Source organism: Oceanisphaera submarina, assembly GCF_046521305.1.
GTDB lineage: Bacteria > Pseudomonadota > Gammaproteobacteria > Enterobacterales > Aeromonadaceae > Oceanimonas > Oceanimonas submarina.
This window is the reverse complement of sequence record NZ_JBKGFN010000025.1, coordinates 1-19,321: the sequence shown is the minus strand read 5'-3', so window position 1 is coordinate 19,321 and position 19,321 is coordinate 1. Positions and strand designations below refer to the sequence as shown.

The following is a 19,321-nucleotide window of genomic DNA, read 5'->3' as shown; positions in this document are numbered from 1 at the left end:
GTGAGGTGTGAGGTGTGAGGTGTGAGGTGTGAGGTGTGAGGTGTGAGGTGTGAGGATAATACCGCTCCCTTCACACCTCACCCCTTACGTGCTGGCTCAGCGCGCGAAGTTGAAGATATCCTTCAGCCAGTCGCCAATCTGTTCTCCGGCCTCGGGCAGCGTCGGCACGATCGGTCGACAATCCCGTAGTCCCGGCAAATCTGCAGACTTGGCAGGTAACAATCGGGTCTGCTCGCAGCGAGGATCGGCAGGCATGCCATCGCTGAGCGCGAAGTTGACCTGATCGATACCGGCAGGCGCCGTCAGATCCAGCGAGTCGACACCCCGCCCATCCAGATAACGACTGTACACCCGAAGGGCACCACTGGATCCGGTCAGACCGGTCACGCCGTTATCATCACGGCCCACCCAGACACTGACCAGCTCTTCGTTATCCAGTCCCGCATACCAGGTATCCCGCAGATCGTTGGTGGTACCTGTCTTGCCCGCCATTACCCGGTTGGGGAACCGCGCCGCCAGATGAGCGGCAGTACCACCGCCGACCACCCTGGTCATGCCATAGAGCGTCAGATAACCGGCTTCCGGCTCCAGCACCCGCACCGCCTTGGCGCTATGTTGATACAGCAACTCACCCTGATCGTCCTGAATGGCGCGAATCGACGTCAACTGCTGATAGAGTCCCTGATTGGCCAGAGTCAGGTACATCTGATTGACCTCCAGCGGGGTCAACTCCAGCGTGCCGAGCATCAAGGATGGGTAGGCGGGGATCGGCTGTTCCACCCCTAGTCGTTTGAGGCCGTCAATCACCTTGTCCAGCCCGACGGCCATGCCCAGATTCACCGTCGGCACGTTCAGCGACTTGGCCAGGGCATCGACCAGCAGGACCTGACCCCGGAACTGGCGATCGTAGTTGTTGGGCCGCCACACCTGGCCCGAATCACTGCGCAGGCTGATTGGCTCATCCTTGATCGCACTGCCCAGGGTATAGCCGTTGGCCAGAGCTTGTGCATATACGGGCGGCTTGATCAGCGAGCCGATGGGCCGGCGTGCCGACAGTGCCCGGTTGAAGCCCGCAAAACTGGGGTCCGCACCACCGACCACGGCACTGACTTCTCCTTTACGCCAGTTGGTCACCACCATGGCCGCTTCCAGATCTGATTTTTTGGTGTTGGCACGCAGTTGTTTCAGCTGCTCTACCACCGCCTGCTCGGCGCTGTGCTGAGCGATGGGATCCAGGCTGCTGAAAATCTTGAGGCCGTTCTGACGCAGAAAATCGGCGCCGAACCGATCCTTCAGCTCCTGACGCAGCAGCCCCATGAAGCCCGGCGTACGGCCGTAGCCCATGCGGCCTCGCTCAATCAGTTGCAGGGGGGCATTGCTGGCCTGTTCGTAGGCTTTACGATCAATATGTCCGTCGTTGGCCAGCAACCGCAGCACCAGATCGCGCCGTTCCTGCGCCCGCTCGGCATTACGCCAGGGATCGTAATAGGAAGGTCCCTTCACCAGCGCCACCATCAGCGCAATCTGATCCGGATTCAGCTCGTTCAGCGGCAGCCCGAAATAGAAATAGCTGGCCAGACCAAAGCCGTAGACGCCCTGGGCGCCGTTCTGTCCGAGATAGACCTCGTTGAGATAGGCCTCGAGGATCTCGTCCTTTTCGTAGCGGAAGTCGATGATCAACGCCATGTAGGCTTCCTGGATCTTGCGCCACAGGCTGCGATCCTGGGTCAGGAAGAAGTTCTTGGCCAGCTGCTGGGTCAGGGTGCTGCCTCCCTGTACTGTGCGCCCGGCCTTGATGTTGACCACCAGGGCACGCAGTATCGCCAGCGGCGACACGCCGTCGTGCTGATAGAAATCCCGATCCTCGACCGTCAGCAAAGCAGTGACCAGCAGGGGGGGCACCTGATCCAGCCGTACCAGCAAGCGATCTTCCCGCTTCTCTACGTTGAGCCTATCGAGCAACACCGGATCCATGCGGGCGTAACCCAGCTCCCGTCCGTTGCCCGGGTTCTGCATCCGCTTCAACCGCTGGCCTTCGAAGGTCAGCAGAATGGAACGGGCCGCCTCGGCACCGTCGGAGAAATTGAAGGAGCGACGATGAATTTCGATTCGACTGTTGGTCACCGAATATTCACCGGGCCGACCGGGGTTGGCTACCTTGCGGTAGTTGAGCAACTTCAGCTCTCTCAGCATCTGTGCATGGGACAGCTTCTGTCCCGGAAACAGCTCCAGCGGCCGGCTATAGACCAGCGCCGGCAGCGCCCATTTCTGGCCCTCGAAACGTTCCTTTACCTGGCCGTCCAGATAAATGCCGAAGATGCCCATCAGCACTACCCCCACCAGCGCCAGCTTGAACAGCAGGCCCCACCATGAACGACGCTGTTTCACCGGCTTTTTTCTCGATTTTCGGGTCTGTTTTTTTGCCATAATCAGTGCTTCACATGCCTCTTGGTGTGCCGGGTCGGCGCCGTATTGGCGGGATCATCCGGCCACACGTGTTTGGGATAACGTCCCTTCATCTCTTTCTTTACATCCAGATAGGATCCGGCCCAGAAAGCGGCCAGATCCCGGGTGACCTGTAAGGGTCGCCGGGCCGGAGACAATAGCTCCAGCACCAGCGCAACCCGGCCACGAGCCAGCTCGGGCGTGGCAGACTGGCCGAACATTTCCTGCAGCCGCACCGGCAGCACGGGAGCCTCGTCTTCCCGATAGCGAATACTGGCCCGGGTGCCCGTGGCCAGCTCGATAGCCGCCGGTAGCAGGGTATCCAGCAATTGCCGTTGTGACCAGTCCAGTCGACTCTTGAAAATACCGCCCCAATCGAGCCTTGAGAGCTCTTCCCATCGGCCCAGCCCCGTCAGATAGGGCAGCAGCCAGTGTTCCGCCTCGGACAGCCAGCGGCTTTCGTCACAGGGTTCGAAGCCGCAATCGGCCAGTTTTTGTCCGGCCAGTTTCAATCTGAGCCAATATTGCTGGCTTGTCTCATCCAGTGGCAAGGCCGACCAGCCGCGTCGTACCAGCTCCGTCAGCAGACAACGAGCCCGTTGCTCGGGACTAATCTTGTTCAACGGCGAGCGCTGCAATATCAGGCCACCGAAGCACCACTGCCGTTCGGCCCGCACCCGGTTGGCGTCGTTATCCCACTCCAGGTGCTCGCGCTCACCGAAACGTTCGGGCACAAACTGCTGCAACTGCTCCAGGCTGACCGGTTCCGCCGCCTGGATAAAGATACCTCGCTCGCCCCGCCCCAGCGCCGCCATCGCCAGCATCGACTTGCCGAGCAGCGGGCTGCCCTGAGGCAGATCCGCACTCAGGCCGCCGGCCAGACCATAGCGGCCCTGCTGACGCAGCAAACCAACCCATTCGGATCTGGCGTTGGCCAGCAAGGGTCCCAGGTACTGGCCCGAGGGCGCACTCTCGTCCTGTTTTAGCCGTTTGAACCAACGCCGGGCCGCCGGTTTCAGCCGCCCCTGACGTGCCAGTAGCTGCCCCGACAAGGGGCCATTATCCCAGCGGCCTTCTTCCAGCAGGGCCACCAGATAGACGGCGTCGGCCAGGGCCCCGGCCCGCCCCTGTCGTTGCCAGTCTTGCGCCGTCAACAGCAACTGCCCCAGCCAGGGCTCTGTGCCCAGTTGCCAGACCCGTCGACCGAGCGGGGTGAGCTGCGCGCCGGTCAGCAAGCCCAGGCTTGCGAGCTGACTGCGAGCCGCCGCCAGCAGAGGCGAGGGCGGCGGCGTCAGCAAGGGCAATTGCTCGGGTTCGGCGCCCCAGGCGGCGCATTCCAGCACGAAACTCGCCAGATCACTCTGTTCTATTTCCGCCGGTCGCCGGGCCGCCAGCCGCTCCTGTTGTTCCTGACTCCACAGTCGCAGACAGGCGCCGGGCAACAAGCGCCCGGCCCGACCGGCCCGTTGGGTAGCCGAGGCCTGGCCAATCTGGCGGCTGTGCAGCCGGGTGATGCCGGACTGGGGCTCGAACTGTGCCTGTCGCTCCAGTCCCGAGTCCACCACTATGCTGATGCCGTCGATGGTGAGCGAGGTTTCCGCCACGTTGGTGGCCAGTACCACCTTGCGCCGTCCGGGTCCAGCGGGAGCAATGGCCGCCTGCTGCTCGGCCAGCATCAAGCGGCCATAAAGCGGCCTGAGCTCGACCTCCGATCCTGTTTTACCGTTCAGCCAGTCCTGGGTGCCACGGATTTCCCGCTCACCGGGCAGAAAGGCCAGCACGCTGCCATCAAAACGATCCAGCGCCGTCAGTATGGCTCGGCCCATGGCCTCATCCAGCCGACTGTGCTGGTTACGGGGCTGATATTCCAGCGTCACCGGAAAACTGCGCCCGGCACTCTGCACCACGGCCGCCTCGGGCAGCAGGCTGTCGAGCGCCAGCCCCTCCAGGGTGGCGGACATCACCATGATCTTGAGGTCTTCACGCAGTGCCTGGCATTCCAGGGCGAAGGCCAGCGCCAGATCCGCCTGCAGGCTGCGTTCATGAAATTCGTCGAAGACAAGCAGCCCGACGCCGTCCAGCTCCGGATCGGCCTGCAGCATCCGGGTCAGCACCCCCTCGGTGACCACTTCCAGCCGGGTGTCTTTGCCGACCCGGCTTTCACCGCGCATCCGATAGCCGATACGGCCACCCGGCGCTTCACCCAACTGCGTCGCCAGATACTGGGCTATGGTGCGCGCGGCCAGCCGCCGGGGCTCCAGCATGATGATGCGGCCCCGGATCTCGACCTGCTCCAGCAGCCACAATGGCAGCCAGGTGGATTTACCCGCACCGGGCGGTGCTTCAATGATGATCTGGGACGCCGTCAGCGCCTGCTGCAACCTGGGCAGGGCCTCGACGATGGGAAGCTGATTCACATGATTACCTGACTGATCGAAAACGGCTACATTGTGCCAAAAGCTTCTGTAAAGGACTATGGGGCTGACTTTACAGTTACTGTCATAAGCCAGGACAATATGATGCTCAGTATCGGAACATATGTATAGTGGTTCGCAAGTAACCGAAGGAGGTTTGTTGCGCTGAAGTAGGTATTGCTGAGTCGTCTTGCCTGATGCCGCAAAATCATCACATTCAAACGTTCCTGGCAAACCAGGTAAGAGAAATAAATGCTTACATTCAGGCTCAGCTGCCTTTATACACTAATGGCGTTTGTGTGTACTTTTACAGCAGGGGGCTATTACACTCACCTGAATATTGTTGCTGAACGCAAGGATCAGCAGCTGCTGATGGAGGAGGTGGTCAGTGTCCAGGCCGCGGCTATAGAGCGGCGCCTGACCCGTTCATTATCATCGACTTATATTCTGGCCCAGGAAGTACGGCGCAGTAACGGTCGGTTCAAGGATTTCGACCACTTTGCCGAAGAAGTCATTCAAACCCTGGGGGGTGTTTCCAATCTCCAGCTTGCCCCAAATGGAATAACTCGGAACATCTACCCGCTGGCGGGCAATGAAAAGGGTATTGGTCATAACCTGTTGCTGAGTGATAAGCGGAAAAAGGAAGCCTGGGAAGCAATCGAAAACAAGACGCTGACGCTGGCTGGCCCCTTTAAGCTGGTGCAAGGGCGTATAGGCATGGTAGGACGAAACCCGGTGTTCCTTGAAAAAAACGGCGAGCAGCATTTTTGGGGATTTGCGACGGCATTGATTTACCTGGATGATCTGCTGTCATTTACAGAACTCGATCAACTAAACCAAAAAGGCTATGCCTTTGAACTGTCGCGTTTACACCCCGACACCGGCAAGGTGGATGTATTTGCCCGCTCCAGCAACGATCTGGATGAACAGCAAGTCAGAAAAAGGGTCAAGGTTCCCAATGATGAATGGGCCATAGCGATGAGTCGGCCGACCGACTTCACCTTTCAGATTATCGTGGGCATCACGTTCAGCCTGATCACGGCGAGCATGTTCGCGTTACTGATACGCCGTATTCTGCTGGAACCGGAGCGGCTGCGAGAATTGGTGAAAAAACAAACCACCCAGCTGGAACAGCTGGCATTCAATGATGAACTCACCGGTTTGGCCAACCGACGTTTTCTTACCGAGCAGCTGGATCAGGCCATTCTGAATATTAGTCGTGAAGGAAAGTGCCTGGCATTAATGTATCTGGATCTGGATGACTTCAAACGCATCAATGATTCTACAGGGCACGAAGACGGTGACAGGTTATTGATTGAAGTGGCTCGGCGACTTCGGGACGCAGTAAGAGAAACCGATATCGTCGGTCGCCTGGGTGGTGATGAGTTTGCGATCGTACTGGTAAATATAAACAGCATCGAAAATGTACGCATGATAGCCGAAAAGGTAATCACCAATATCAGCATACCGATTCAACTGGCTCAGAATGAGACAGTGATTGGCGCCAGTATTGGCATCACCCTGGCACCGGAAGACGGCACCAGCAGTGGTGAATTATTACGTAATGCAGACCTTGCCATGTATGACTCTAAACGCGCGGGTAAAAACCAGCTCTCTTTTTACAACATGGAAATGCAGGAGCAGGCGCTTCTCTCGATAAGGCTCGAGGAAGAATTACGCCAAGCTATCTGCCGACGGGAGTTTTTTCTGGTATTCCAGCCAATCATTTCCTTTTCCTCTGGCCAGGTAGAAAAATTCGAAGCCTTGCTACGCTGGCACCAACCGGAGCGAGGAATACAAAGCCCGGGCAGTTTTATTGGCGTGGCAGAGCTGACCGGACTGATTGTGCCTATAGGCTATGGGGTCATTGAGGCGGCCTGTCATTTTATTCGGCAACAAATGCAGGCGGGGAAAACCGTGAAACCGGTGGCGGTCAACCTGAGTGTCTGTCAGTTGCGCGAGGCCGACTTCTCGAACAGGGTCGAAGCCCTGTTAATGCATTGGGATATTCCGCCCGGTTTGCTTGAACTGGAAATTACCGAGTCCATGCTGATGGAGAATGTCGATCTTGCCATGACCCTGATAGGTCACCTGAAACGCTTGGGGATACGCCTCTCGATTGATGACTTTGGAACTGGCTATTCTTCGTTGTCTCAATTACGCCATTTTCCCGTAGACATACTGAAAATCGACCGTTCATTTGTGATGGATCTGGAAGCCAGCCCCGTTGACCGACAGATGGTCGAGGCCATTACCGCCATGGTACACAAGCTGGGGCTGAAAGTGGTTGCCGAAGGCATTGAAACCGATGCGCAGATGCGGTTTATCAAAAAGATCGGCTGTGATTATGGCCAGGGTTTCCTGTTTGCCAGGCCCCTCCCTCCCGAGCAGGCACTGCAATACACTGGCTATGCCGGTTTGGCGCTGAGCGAGCACACAACACATGATGACAAGCTCGGCATGGCAACAGCCAGTTGACGAGCAGTTGAACTCAGGAGAGTCAGGAGGGTAAACATGACAAGCAAGAATAACCGGCTGTTTCTGGCTTTTCCCGCCGAGGCGCTGGCGCCTGAACTGACCAGGCTGCAACGCCGCCTGGCCCTGCCCGGCCGGCGCATTCCGCCGGAGCAGTTACACCTGACCCTGCGCTTTCTCGGGCCACTCACTCAAACACAATCCGATTCTTTGCTGAAACAGCTGCCGAAGATACGGCTAGCCACCTTCGAACTCAAGCTGGATCGGCTCGGCTGTTTTCCGCGGGCCAGGGTCGTCTGGATAGGCCCCTCTCGGGTTCCCCCCGGCCTCTCTGCGCTATCCGATGAGCTGGCTGCACGTTGTGCCTCCCTTAAACTCGGGCCGCCTCACAGAGCCTTTCGGCCACATATAACCCTGTTCCGCCACGACAGCACCCAGGAGCTACCGCCGATCACTCCCATCCGCTATCGCCCCTCGCGGCTGTGCCTCTACAGCTCCACCCTGAGCGAGCAAGGGCCGGAGTACCATATTCTGCAATCCTGGCCGCTGACAGATGATGGGGAGTGAGCCCAATCCCATTCAGCATCTGACCATATTCAGGACCCCAGCTCCAGAGGTAACACAGCCACCTCCCTCGACACGCTACGAGTACATCCATGTAAAGCTCGGACATGCCATCCCTGGCATGTCACGGTCGTGGGAGCCGTTCTCTGTTACCTCTTCTCAAACACCGAGTTGCCCGAAGACGGCGCCAACAGGAACTCCGCTGCAACAGGGAGGACAAAGGGATCTGCTATTACATGACAGCGATGTCATGTGTTGAGCCTCACAGGGAGGGGCTTGAGCGGGTCGGCGGAACGGGCCCTTTGTCCGAGATGGGTATGACAGTCAAAAAATCGGATGTTTACCCCACCCCTACCTTTTCCCCCTCACACCCCGTTCTTCACCTGCATGTCAAACGGCAACGCCTGTACCAACTGCATGCCGTCGGGGCTGATCTCTGCCCGCCAGGCCAGGCATTCCACCCCCGCCGCCAGCGCCTCGGCCACCAGGCTACCATAGGCCGGATCCAGGTGGCTGGCCGGACTGACGCGTTCGATGCCGGTATGCAGCACACAGAACAGCAGTACCGCCCTGTGCCCGAGTTTCACGCAGTCGATCAGTTCCCGCACGTGCTTCTGGGCTCTGAGACTCTCGGTGTCCGGAAAATAACCCTGGCCGACCTGCTCGCTCTCATCCAGCAGGGTCACGCTCTTGACCTCCACATAACAGTCCGGCTCAACACCGCCGCTCAGCAAAAAGTCGATGCGGCTGCCCTCGGTGCCATAGCGCACCTCGGCTCTGATATCACCATATTGCGCCAGCAGTGGAATGCGCTTCTGCTCCAGCGCCTCGGCCACCAACTGGTTGGCCCGGCCGGTATTGACACAGATGAAATCGCCGCGCTGGTTTTCGACCAGCTCCCAGGTGTGAGCATATTTACGTTTTTGGTTGTCTGATATAGAGAAATACACAGTCCAGCCCGGCTCGGCACAGCCGGTCATTTTACCGGTATTGGGGCAGTGTATGGTCAGCGGAGCCTCTGGCGAAGAGTCCTGATGAATGACGTCAGCCAGAAAACGCTTGTAGCGCCGGACCAGCTGCCCCCGGCACAAAGAAGAGGAAAACTGCACGATTGTACCTATAGTTCATGAATAGAGTTGGATAGTAATCGTTATCACGGCCCCGACTCTACTCTTGAAAATGCTATTCTTCATCCCCATATGGAGGGCTCACCGAGAAGCTGCCGCTCTTTACGATCCGCACCACTCAGCCTGAGTAATTTCAGAAAAAGTGGTTATGGTCGTATTATAAGGGGCAATTTTCGCAGAAACAGCAATGCAAAATTGCCTTGCCAATATGCTTTCTGCTATAGATAGCCGCTTCTTAACATTGGTTGGCGCAATATTGCTTTTTAGGAGATACGGAATGCCAGCAGTCGAAACCAAAAAATCTCTCGGTATTCTGGCCATTGCCGGTGTTGAGCCCTACCAGGCGAAGCCCGACGAAGAATACATGAACGATGCGCAAAAAACGCATTTTCGCAAAATTCTGGGTGCCTGGCGCAATCAGTTGCGCGAGGAAGTGGATCGCACCATGGGCTACATGAAAGACGAAGCAGCCAACTTCCCCGATCCGGTGGACAGAGCCGCTCAGGAAGAAGAGTTTGCGCTTGAGCTGCGCGCCCGGGATCGGGAACGCAAGCTGATCAAGAAGATCGAGAAAACACTGCAGAAAATCGAAGAAGACGACTTCGGCTATTGCGAGCACTGCGGCGTGGAAATCGGCATCCGCCGACTGGAAGCGCGCCCCACCGCCGATCTGTGCATCGACTGCAAGACCCTGGCCGAGATCAAGGAAAAACAGATGGCCGGTTACTAAGCCGCCCCTGTCACCATGAACAAGACAGCGCCCAACCGCTACATTGGGCGCTTTGCCCCCTCGCCCAGCGGTCCCCTTCACTTCGGCTCTCTGATAGCCGCCCTCGGCAGCTATCTGCAAGCCAGAAGTCATCAGGGATTATGGCTTCTGCGTATCGAAGACTTGGATCCGCCGCGGGAAGTTCCCGGGGCGGCCGATGCCATCCTGCGCACCTTGGACGCCTTTGGCCTGCATTGGGACGGCACCGCTTTGTATCAGAGCCGACGACTCGATGTTTACCAAGCCGTACTGGACGAGTTGGCCCGACAAGGCCTGACTTATCATTGCCGCTGTACCCGCAAGATGGTAAGCGCCACCGGCGGCTTTTATAACGGTCATTGCCGTGACCTTGCTCTACCGGCCGAACACGCGGCCATCCGACTGGTCATGGACCAGCCGGTTTGCGGCTTTAACGACCGGCTGCAGGGGGACATATCGGTGCCGGAAGCGCTGGCCGAAGAAGACTTTATCGTGCGTCGTCGCGATGGGCTCTACGCCTACAACCTGGCGGTGGTAGTCGACGATGCCGAGGCAGGCATTACCGAGGTGGTACGGGGAGCCGATCTGCTCGACCCCACTGTACGCCAGATCGCACTTTACCAGATGCTGAATGCACCGGAGCCCGACTGGCTGCATCTGCCGCTGGCTCTGTATTCGGGCCATAAACTGTCCAAGCAGAATCACGCCCCGGCACTGGATGACCGGCAGCCGGGAAAGGCGCTCTGGCACGCGCTGGATTTTCTCGGACAAGAACCCCCATCGGCATTTTTTGGCGCCGGGGCTGCCGAACTATTGCACTGGGCTTGCCGTCACTGGCGTCTGGATCGGGTGCCCGGCAGACCAAATATCGAGCTGAAGTGCGCAGACAGTTCGCATTTTCAGCACCCTGCGCTATTATAGTGCGCCGATTTTTTTAGCTTAAGGCCTTGCGAGGTGTCCTATTTTTTCCCAGATTGCTGGCTTTTGTAGAAAGCTGCTTACCCGACAACAGGAGGCGTTGCCGTTGCAACCCGTGGTGTTGACGCGCGACCAACATGGTATTTCGCGCCGCCAAATCAGTGAAAACGCCCTCAAAGTACTGTATCGCCTGAACAAGGCGGGCTTCGATGCCTACCTGGTCGGTGGTGGTGTGCGTGACTTGCTGCTGGGCAGACTGCCCAAGGATTTTGATATCGCCACCAACGCCACTCCTGACCAGGTAAAGCAGCTTTTCAGCAACTGCCGCCTGGTTGGTCGCCGTTTTCGCCTGGCCCACGTGCTGTTTGGTCGCGATGTGATCGAAGTGGCCACCTTCCGCGGCCATCACCATCAGGTCAATACCAACAAAAACGTGTCGTCCCAGTCTTCCGAAGGCATGCTGCTGCGCGACAATGTCTACGGCACTATCGAAGAAGACGCAGAGCGCCGTGACTTTACCGTTAACGCCCTCTATTACAATATTGCCGACTTCAGCGTGGTTGGCTTTGCCAATGGCATCAAGGATCTGGAAGCCCGTCGTCTTGACTTGATCGGCGACCCGGCAACCCGCTATCGGGAAGATCCGGTACGCATGATCCGGGCAGTGCGTTTCTCCGCCAAGTTGGGTCTGACCATCAGCCCTCGCACCGAAGCGCCCATTCACGACCTGGCTCCCTTGCTGAGCGATATTCCTCCTGCCCGTCTGTTTGAAGAAACTCTCAAGCTGTTTCTTGCCGGTCACGGTCTGGAAACCTATCGCCAGTTGCAGCAATACGGCCTCTTTGCGCCGCTGTTTCCGGAAGCTGCCGAGGTCATGGGCACGGGCAAGAATCGATACGGTCGCTTTATCGAGCTGGCGCTGACCAATACCGACGAACGTATCGCCCAGGATATGCGGGTAACCCCCGCCTTCCTCTACGCCGCTCTGCTGTGGGGGCCGGTAGAAACCCGCACCCAGGCCTTCATGAATGAAGGTGGCCTGAACCATTACGACGCCTTCATGCTGGCCACCGACGATGTGCTGGGTCGGCAGGTGAAAACCGTCGCCATTCCTCGTCGTTTCAGCTCGGTGGTACGCGATATCTGGCAACTGCAGGATCGTCTCACCAAGCGCAGCGGCAAGCGGCCGCACCGCCTGCTCGAGCATCCCAAGTTTCGCGCCGGCTACGACTTTTTGCTGCTGCGTGCCGAACTGGACCCGCGCCTGAAAGAGCTGGCCGAATGGTGGACCGAGTTTCAGGTTGCCAATCCGGTCGAACGGCAACCGCAGCACCGGCAGTCTCAGACTCGCGGAGCGCAGGAAGGTCCCGCCCATACGACCAACGAGTCCGAATCGCGCAAGCCGCGCAAGCGACCACGCCGTCGCCCTCGTCGGAAAAAAGACGCATGACCCGCGTATTTGTCGCCCTCGGCGCCAACCTTGGCGAGCCGCTGGCACACATCAGGGCGGCTCAGCTCGCCCTGGCCTCGCTGGCCACTCCCGGCAGCCTGCAGCATTCGCCGCTGTACCAGAGTCTGCCCATGGGGCCGGCGGATCAGCCGCCCTATATCAATGGGGTATCGATGTTCGATACCCGGTTCGAGCCACATGAGCTGCTGGATGCATTACAGCGCATAGAGCAGGCTCACGGCCGGGAACGCAAGGAAGAACGCTGGGGGCCTCGTACTCTGGATCTGGACATGCTGCTCTATGGCGAACGTCACATAGAAGATGAGCGGTTGACGATCCCCCACTATGGCCTGAAGCAACGGGAATTTGTGCTTTACCCGTTGGCGGAGCTGGCCCCGGGCCTGATACTGCCCTGCGGTACTTCCTTGGCCAAATTGGTACAAGAGTGCCCGGCCAACAGCATGACCCGACTGCCTCCGCAGTAAAGGAATTTTTCATGAGTAAAATCACTACGGCTCGCCTGCTGGCGATGAAACAGGCCCGGCAGAAAATCGCCATGATCACCGCCTACGATGCCACCTTTGCCAAGCTGTTCGAGCAGGCCGGCGTACATGCCATCCTGATCGGCGACTCCCTCGGCATGGTATTGCAAGGCGAAGACAGCACCCTCAAGGTGACGGTCGAAGATATCGCCTATCACACCAGATCTGTGGCCAATGGCTGTGAAACATCGCTGATTGTCGCCGACATGCCGTTTATGAGTTACAGCACTCCCGAGCAGGCCTGTGCCAGCGCCGCGGCCCTGATGCGGGCCGGTGCCCACATGGTTAAGCTGGAGGGCGGCGACTGGCTGGCCGAGACCGTCACCCAGCTGACCCGCCAGGGCATTCCGGTATGCGGTCACCTAGGGCTGACGCCGCAATCGGTGCACGTATTCGGCGGCTTCAAACTGCAGGGGCGCGAAACCGGGCAGGCCGAACAAATCAAACGCCATGCCAAAGCGCTGGAAGCCGCCGGCATTCAGCTGCTGGTGCTGGAATGTGTGCCAAGCCAGCTTGCCACCGACATCAGCCAGATGTTGAGCATTCCGGTCATTGGCATCGGTGCCGGTGCCAATACCGACGGTCAGGTACTGGTAATGCAGGACGCCCTCGGGCTCACCACCGGCTATGTGCCCAAGTTCACCAAGAACTTTCTGGCCGACAACGGCAACGTCAAAGCCGCCATCGAGGCCTATGTGGCCGACGTGGCAGAGGGCCGTTTCCCCGGCCCGGAACACAGTTTCAACTGAGGACAGAAGATGCAGCTGGTCAGCACCCTCGACGAATTAAGAGCCGTGACCAACGGCTGGCGCCGTAACGGCGAGCGTATCGGCTTCGTGCCCACCATGGGCAATTTGCACCAGGGACACCTGGAGCTGGTCAAGCAGGCCGGCAGCCGCTGCGATCGCGTGGTGGTCAGTATTTTCGTCAATCCGCTGCAGTTTGACCGGGCCGCCGATCTCAATGCCTATCCTCGTACCCTGGAGCAGGACTGCGAACGGCTGGGTGAACAGGCGGATATCGTCTTTACGCCCACGCCCGAGCTGATGTATCCGCATGGCCAGCAGCAGCAGACCCGGGTCGCGGTACCCGGCATCGCCGAAGTGCTGGAAGGCGCCCTGCGCCCGGGCCACTTCGACGGCGTCAGTACTGTGGTGTGCAAGCTGTTCAACCTGGTGCAGCCGGATCTGGCCTGTTTCGGCGAAAAAGACTACCAGCAGTTGGCGCTGATCCGTAAAATGACCACCGATTTGAACATGCCGGTCGAGATCCTGGGCGTGCCCACGGTACGTGCCGCAGACGGCCTGGCACTGAGCTCCCGCAACGGTTATCTAACCGACAGTGAACGAGCTCAGGCCCCCGAGCTTGCCGCCACCATGAACTGGCTGGCCGGTCGCATGACCGAGGGCGAGCGTGATATTGAACGACTGACCGCTGAAGGCAGTGCCCGCCTGAATGACGCCGGTTTTCGTACCGACGGCATCGATATCGTCGATGCGGACACCCTGCTGCCGCTGACGGTGCAAAGCCGGGCCATCGTCATCCTGATGGCCGCCTTTCTCGGCAAGGCCCGGTTGATAGATAACCAAGTCGTGCCCCTGTAGATATCAACACTCAGGTTTGACGGGAGGGTGGAAGCCGGGCACTGTCGCAAAACTACAAGCCCTGACGGGCGGCAATTGACGGAGACAAGGTAACAATGGACATGCAACGCATTATGCTCAGAGGCAAGCTACACCAGGCCCGGGTCACCCACGCCGAGCTGAACTACGAAGGCTCCTGCGCCATCGACCAGGATCTGCTGGACGCGGTCAATATCCGCGAATACGAGCAAATCGATATCTACAACATCGAAAACGGCGAACGCTTTCACACCTACGCCATTTCCGGCGAACGTGGCTCCAGGATGATTTCGCTGAACGGCGCCGCCGCCCGCAAGGCCGCGGTGGGCGATCGTATCATCATCTGCGCCTATGCGCCGATGAGCGAGCAGCAGATCGAAAGCTACGACCCCAACCTGGTGTATCTGGATGCGGACAATAATATAGTACGCACCAGCAAGAACATTCCCCTGCAACTGGCCTGATCGCCACCATTACCCGCAGGTAACAGAAAAAAGGCAGCCGGTTGGCTGCCTTTTTTCTCTAACGGCTCTATTTTCTCCCTTGGATTCATCGGCCAAAGGGCCCGCTCCGCCGACTCGCCGTAAATACCTCCCTGTAGGCTCAGCCGCGCCATCCGTAGCGCGGATGGTCGGCTGAGCGGATCCCTTTGTCCTCCTTTAAACTCCGGGCCGTCTGTCAGTGCCGTCTCCGGGCAACTCGTTGTTTCAGAAGAGGCAACGGAGATCGCCTGCCAAGACCGTGAAATGCCAAGGATGGCATTTCCGAGCCCCCATGGATGGGTTTATGGCGTGTCGCGGGAGGCGGCTGTGTTGCCTCTGTGCCCCGGCCTAAAATCGAATCAGCTGATATAAGAAGAAGGGAGCGGTTCCTTTGGCTGACTTTAGCAAAATAGAAAACAGCCGGGACAACAAACAAAAAGGCAGCCATTGGGCTGCCTTTAAAACTCAGGAACGTAATCCGCGCCCGGTGTGGATCAGATACCAGGCCAGCCCGTAGAACAGCCCGATAAAGCCGATGATAATACCGTAGGCCACGGTCAGCGGCACATCGCTGATGCCCAGAAAACCGTAGCGGAAGGCATTCACCATATAGAGCACCGGGTTACCGTGCGAGATGGTTTGCCACACCTCGGGCAGCAGCTCGATGGAATAGAATACCCCGCCCAGATAGGTCAACGGCGTCAGCACGAAGGTCGGAATGATACTGATATCGTCGAAGGTGCGGGCAAAAATGGCGTTGAGCAGCCCCGCCAGCGAGAACAGCACCGAGGTCAGAAAGACGGTGAAGATAACGCTGAACAGGTGACTGATCTGCAGGTCGACAAAAAACAGCGACACCAGGCTGACGATCAATCCCACCAGCAAGCCTCGCACCACCCCCCCCCCCACATAACCGGCGATGATGACGTAAGTGGGTACCGGCGCCACCAGCAGCTCTTCCACGTTGCGCTGGAACTTGCTGCTGAAAAACGACGAGGCCACGTTGGAGTAGGAGTTGGTGATCACCGACATCATGATCAGGCCCGGCACTATGAAGGCCATGTAGGAATAACCACCCATGTCACCGATACGGCTGCCAATCAGGTTGCCGAAAATAACGAAATACAGGGTCATGGTGATGGCAGGTGGCACCAGGGTCTGCACCCAGATGCGGGTAAAGCGGACTATTTCCCGGTGTAAAATACTGCGAAAGGCAATGTAGTAATGTTTGCCGCTCATGCTGTCGTTCTCCCCTGCTCCACCAGCGTGACGAATAATTCCTCCAATCGGTTGGCCTTGTTACGCATACTCAGTACCCGAATACCCTGCTCGTTTAGCTGGGCAAAGACACCGTTCAAGCCCTGATCTTTCTTCACTTCCACTTCCAGGGTGTGATCGTCCAGCAACTGCCAGTTGAAACCGGAGAGGAAGGGTTCTCGGCAGTCGGTGGCCAGATCCAGAATGAAGGTTTCCACGTTGAGCTTGCCGAGCAACCCCTTCATGCTGGTGTTCTCGACCAGGCGCCCCTTGTCGATGATGCCGATATTCCGGCACAACATCTCCGCTTCTTCCAGGTAGTGGGTAGTCAGTATGATGGTAATGCCCTGTTCGTTGATATCCTTGAGAAAATCCCACATGGCCCGGCGAATTTCGATATCCACCCCGGCGGTAGGTTCATCAAGAATCAACAACTTGGGTTCGTGCATCAATGCCCGGGCTATCATCAGTCGGCGTTTCATGCCGCCGGACAGGGTACGGGCGGGCACATCTCGCTTGTCCCACAGATCCAGCTGTTTCAGGTAGCGTTCGGCGCGAATCCTGGCCTCTTTACGTTCAACTCCGTACAGGCCGGCCTGGTTGATCACTATCTGGCCGACTTTTTCAAACTGGTTGAAGTTGAACTCCTGGGGAACCAGTCCAATCTGGGTCTTGGCCTGATTCAGCTGTGTATCGATATCGAGACCGAATACGTTTACCTTGCCGGCCGTCTTGTTCACCAGAGAGGAAATAATACCTATGGTAGTGGATTTACCCGCCCCGTTGGGGCCGAGCAAGGCATAAAAATCGCCCTTGTCGACTGTTAGATCTATGCCTTTCAAGGCTTCTACGCCACCGGCGTAGATCTTGCGCAGGCCATCAATCTCCAGTGCTTTGGTCATTATTGGCTCCATAGAATAAAAAAGACCCGAGGCAGGTTACGGGCAAAAGCCCGCCGCCCCATCCCCGGGCAGACTGAGCAAGTAAGCAGACAATCCTTAATCGAGCGGTATCACCTTACCGATATAGGGCAGGTTGCGATAAAGCTGAGCATAATCGATGCCGTAGCCGACCACGAATTCGTCGGGAATGGTAAAGCCAATCCAGTCCACCGGCACCTGTACTTCACGGCGATCGGGCTTGTCGAGCAACGAGCAAATGGTCAGCGAGGCCGGGTTACGCAGCGACAATATTTCCTTCACCTTGCTCAGGGTATAACCGGTGTCGATGATGTCTTCGACGATCAGCACGTGCTTACCGTGGATCTCGTCGTCCAGATCCTTGAGAATCCTCACGTCACGGTTACTTTCCATGCTGCTGCCGTAGCTGGAGGCGGTCATGAAATCGAGTCGTACCGGCAGGGTAAGCTTGCGACACAAATCGGCCATAAACACACAGGAGCCACGCAGTAACCCAACCATCACCAGTTCGTCCACTCCCTGATAATGGGCATTGATTTGCTCGCCCAGGGCCTGGATTCTGGCGTTGACTTCATCGGTGCCGATCAGGACGTCTACTCTGTGCTTCATTTTTAGCTCCGCTGGGCCTGAAATGCCCGACTGTGATTAAAGCGGTATTCTAGCGGAATTCACGCTTATCTGCATACCGGGTCAGCTTTCCGCTCCGCCGTAACCCCAACGTGGTACCAGCTCCTGATCCACCTCGAGATGATCCAGAATACGCGCCACCATGAAGTCAACCAGATCCGCTATGGTGCGCGGCTGATGATAAAACCCCGGCGAGGCCGGCATTATGGTCACCCCCAGCCGCGCCAGCTTGAGCAGATTTTCCAGATGCAGCGCCGAAAAGGGCGACTCTCGCGGCACCAGGATCAACTGACCCTTTTCCTTGATCACCACGTCGGCGGCCCGCTCGATCAGATTGTCGGACGCACCACTGGCGATGGACGCCACCGTGCCCATGGAGCAGGGGCAGATCACCATGCGCCGGGGTGCGCCCGAGCCCGAAGCCACCGGCGAAAACCATTCTTCCTTGCCATAGACCCTGAGCTGATCCGGGGCCGCCTGATAACGCTCGCTCAGCAGGGCCGCCACGTGTTCCGGCTTGCCCGGCCACTGTTCGCCTTCTTCGGTGGCCAGTACCACTCGCGCGGCGCTGGACACCAAAAGGTGTACCTGAATGCCGGAAGCCAGCAGCCGCCTCAGCAGCGCCAGCGCATAAGGGGCGCCGGAGGCGCCGGACAGGGCCAGGGTGATTTGGCGGTGGCGTGGGTATTTATGCGCAGACATGAGCCGCCTCCAGTGCCTGCAGCAGGCGGTCGTGAATGCCGCCGAAGCCGCCGTTGCTCATCACCAGTATCTGATCGCCCGGCTGCGCCGCCTCGACCAGAGCCTCGATCAGCGCATCCAGCTCCTCGAACACCCGTCCCCGGGGGCAGGACTCGGCCACCGCCGCCAGATCCCAGTTCAGGCCCGGAGGCCGGAACAGATAGGTCTGATCCGCCGATTGCAGGGAGTCTGCCAGGGGCTGCTGATGCACGCCCATCTTCATGGTGTTGGAGCGCGGCTCCAGCACCGCCAGTACCCGGCCACCTTCTTGAGCCTTCACCTGAGCCTTGAGCCCGGCCAGGGTCCATTCGATGGCGGTGGGATGATGGGCAAAGTCGTCCCATACCCGGATACCGGCCACCTCGCCTTTCAGCTCCATGCGCCGTTTCGGCGACACGAAGAGGCACAGCGACTTTATGGCTTCCGCCACCGGTACCCCCGCATGACGGGCGGCGGCCAGCGCCATCAGGCCGTTGTGCACGTTGTGCAGGCCGATACAGCCCCAGCGCACCTCGCCCACCGGCTTGCCGTCAAGCAGGACGGCAAAGTGGCCACCATCGGCCTGCAGGGGCTCGGCCTGCCACAAACCGCCTTCGCCCAGATATTCCACCTCGCTCCAGCAGCCCATGTCCAGCACCTGGTCCAGCGCCGGCGTACGAGTCGGCGCCAGCACCCGGCCATGGCCGGGTACCATGCGCAGCAGATGATGAAACTGCCGCTGAATCGCCGGCAGATCGTCGAAAATGTCGGCATGATCGAACTCGAGATTGTTGAGGATCAGGGTGCTGGGGCGATAGTGGACAAACTTGGAGCGCTTGTCGAAGAAGGCGCTGTCATATTCGTCGGCTTCGATAACGAAAAAAGGCGCCTCACCCAGCCGGGCGGATACCTCGAAGTTACCGGGCACGCCACCGATCAGAAAACCGGGCTGCAAACCGCAATCTTCCAGGATCCAGGCCAGCATGCCGGCGGTAGTGGTTTTGCCGTGC

General features: G+C 58.4%; 17 protein-coding genes. 9 read left to right on the top strand and 8 right to left on the bottom strand.

Annotated elements, in window-relative coordinates:
- Positions 1–96: 96 nt before the first annotated feature.
- Together mrcB and hrpB are read right to left on the bottom strand one after the other, a co-directional pair.
- A complete protein-coding gene (gene mrcB / locus ACLEIV_RS16760; protein ID WP_410457764.1) occupies positions 97–2,427 on the bottom strand; it encodes a penicillin-binding protein 1B in 2,331 nt (776 codons plus the stop codon).
- Between the two features lie 2 nt (positions 2,428–2,429).
- Positions 2,430–4,862 carry an ATP-dependent helicase HrpB gene (gene hrpB / locus ACLEIV_RS16755; RefSeq protein ID WP_410457763.1) on the bottom strand — a complete coding sequence of 811 codons (2,433 nt, stop codon included), beginning with the start codon at positions 4,860–4,862 and terminating at the stop codon, positions 2,430–2,432.
- A gap of 285 nt (positions 4,863–5,147) precedes the next feature.
- Here hrpB and ACLEIV_RS16750 point away from each other — a divergent pair, with 285 nt between their 5' ends.
- Complete coding sequence (locus ACLEIV_RS16750) at positions 5,148–7,337, top strand: bifunctional diguanylate cyclase/phosphodiesterase (RefSeq protein ID WP_410457766.1); 2,190 nt, start codon at positions 5,148–5,150, stop codon at positions 7,335–7,337.
- Between the two features lie 36 nt (positions 7,338–7,373).
- The gene (gene thpR, locus ACLEIV_RS16745) at positions 7,374–7,901 is read left to right on the top strand and encodes an RNA 2',3'-cyclic phosphodiesterase (RefSeq protein WP_410457762.1); all 528 of its coding nucleotides are present in this window, start codon (positions 7,374–7,376) and stop codon (positions 7,899–7,901) included.
- A gap of 362 nt (positions 7,902–8,263) precedes the next feature.
- On the opposite strand, the gene sfsA is transcribed toward thpR, so the two are convergent.
- Complete coding sequence (sfsA, locus tag ACLEIV_RS16740) at positions 8,264–9,007, bottom strand: DNA/RNA nuclease SfsA (RefSeq protein ID WP_410457761.1); 744 nt, start codon at positions 9,005–9,007, stop codon at positions 8,264–8,266.
- 295 nt (positions 9,008–9,302) lie between these two features.
- Here sfsA and dksA point away from each other — a divergent pair, with 295 nt between their 5' ends.
- The 7 genes from dksA (at position 9,303) to panD (ending at position 14,769) form a co-directional block, all read left to right on the top strand.
- Positions 9,303–9,755: an RNA polymerase-binding protein DksA gene (dksA, locus tag ACLEIV_RS16735; protein WP_204796295.1), complete on the top strand. Its 453-nt coding sequence runs from the start codon at positions 9,303–9,305 to the stop codon at positions 9,753–9,755.
- Positions 9,756–9,770: 15 nt separating this feature from the next.
- Positions 9,771–10,694, top strand: coding sequence for a tRNA glutamyl-Q(34) synthetase GluQRS (gene gluQRS, locus ACLEIV_RS16730; RefSeq protein WP_410457760.1), 924 nt, complete (start codon positions 9,771–9,773; stop codon positions 10,692–10,694).
- Between the two features lie 73 nt (positions 10,695–10,767).
- Entirely contained in the window at positions 10,768–12,141 is a 1,374-nt protein-coding gene (gene pcnB / locus ACLEIV_RS16725) for a polynucleotide adenylyltransferase PcnB (protein WP_410457765.1), read from the top strand.
- Positions 12,138–12,626 carry a 2-amino-4-hydroxy-6-hydroxymethyldihydropteridine diphosphokinase gene (gene folK / locus ACLEIV_RS16720; protein WP_410457759.1) on the top strand — a complete coding sequence of 163 codons (489 nt, stop codon included), beginning with the start codon at positions 12,138–12,140 and terminating at the stop codon, positions 12,624–12,626. The genes pcnB and folK overlap by 4 nt, the downstream gene beginning before the upstream one ends.
- A gap of 11 nt (positions 12,627–12,637) precedes the next feature.
- Complete coding sequence (gene panB, locus ACLEIV_RS16715) at positions 12,638–13,432, top strand: 3-methyl-2-oxobutanoate hydroxymethyltransferase (RefSeq protein WP_410457758.1); 795 nt, start codon at positions 12,638–12,640, stop codon at positions 13,430–13,432.
- A 9-nt stretch (positions 13,433–13,441) separates the two neighbouring features.
- Positions 13,442–14,287 carry a pantoate--beta-alanine ligase gene (panC, locus tag ACLEIV_RS16710; RefSeq protein ID WP_410457757.1) on the top strand — a complete coding sequence of 282 codons (846 nt, stop codon included), beginning with the start codon at positions 13,442–13,444 and terminating at the stop codon, positions 14,285–14,287.
- Between the two features lie 101 nt (positions 14,288–14,388).
- Positions 14,389–14,769 (top strand): aspartate 1-decarboxylase, encoded by a 381-nt coding sequence (gene panD / locus ACLEIV_RS16705; protein WP_204796344.1) that lies wholly within the window; start codon positions 14,389–14,391, stop codon positions 14,767–14,769.
- Between the two features lie 483 nt (positions 14,770–15,252).
- On the opposite strand, the gene ACLEIV_RS16700 is transcribed toward panD, so the two are convergent.
- The 5 genes from ACLEIV_RS16700 to mpl all read right to left on the bottom strand — a co-directional run.
- The gene (locus ACLEIV_RS16700; RefSeq protein WP_410457756.1) at positions 15,253–16,026 is read right to left on the bottom strand and encodes an ABC transporter permease; all 774 of its coding nucleotides are present in this window, start codon (positions 16,024–16,026) and stop codon (positions 15,253–15,255) included.
- Positions 16,023–16,946 carry an ABC transporter ATP-binding protein gene (locus ACLEIV_RS16695; RefSeq protein ID WP_410457755.1) on the bottom strand — a complete coding sequence of 308 codons (924 nt, stop codon included), beginning with the start codon at positions 16,944–16,946 and terminating at the stop codon, positions 16,023–16,025. The genes ACLEIV_RS16700 and ACLEIV_RS16695 overlap by 4 nt, the downstream gene beginning before the upstream one ends.
- A gap of 96 nt (positions 16,947–17,042) precedes the next feature.
- Positions 17,043–17,573 (bottom strand): hypoxanthine phosphoribosyltransferase, encoded by a 531-nt coding sequence (gene hpt, locus ACLEIV_RS16690; RefSeq protein ID WP_410457754.1) that lies wholly within the window; start codon positions 17,571–17,573, stop codon positions 17,043–17,045.
- An 81-nt stretch (positions 17,574–17,654) separates the two neighbouring features.
- Positions 17,655–18,293, bottom strand: coding sequence for a flavin prenyltransferase UbiX (locus ACLEIV_RS16685; RefSeq protein WP_410457753.1), 639 nt, complete (start codon positions 18,291–18,293; stop codon positions 17,655–17,657).
- On the bottom strand, positions 18,280–19,321 hold a 1,042-nt coding region (gene mpl / locus ACLEIV_RS16680; RefSeq protein WP_410457752.1), incomplete at its 5' end, for a UDP-N-acetylmuramate:L-alanyl-gamma-D-glutamyl-meso-diaminopimelate ligase. The genes ACLEIV_RS16685 and mpl, both read right to left, overlap by 14 nt.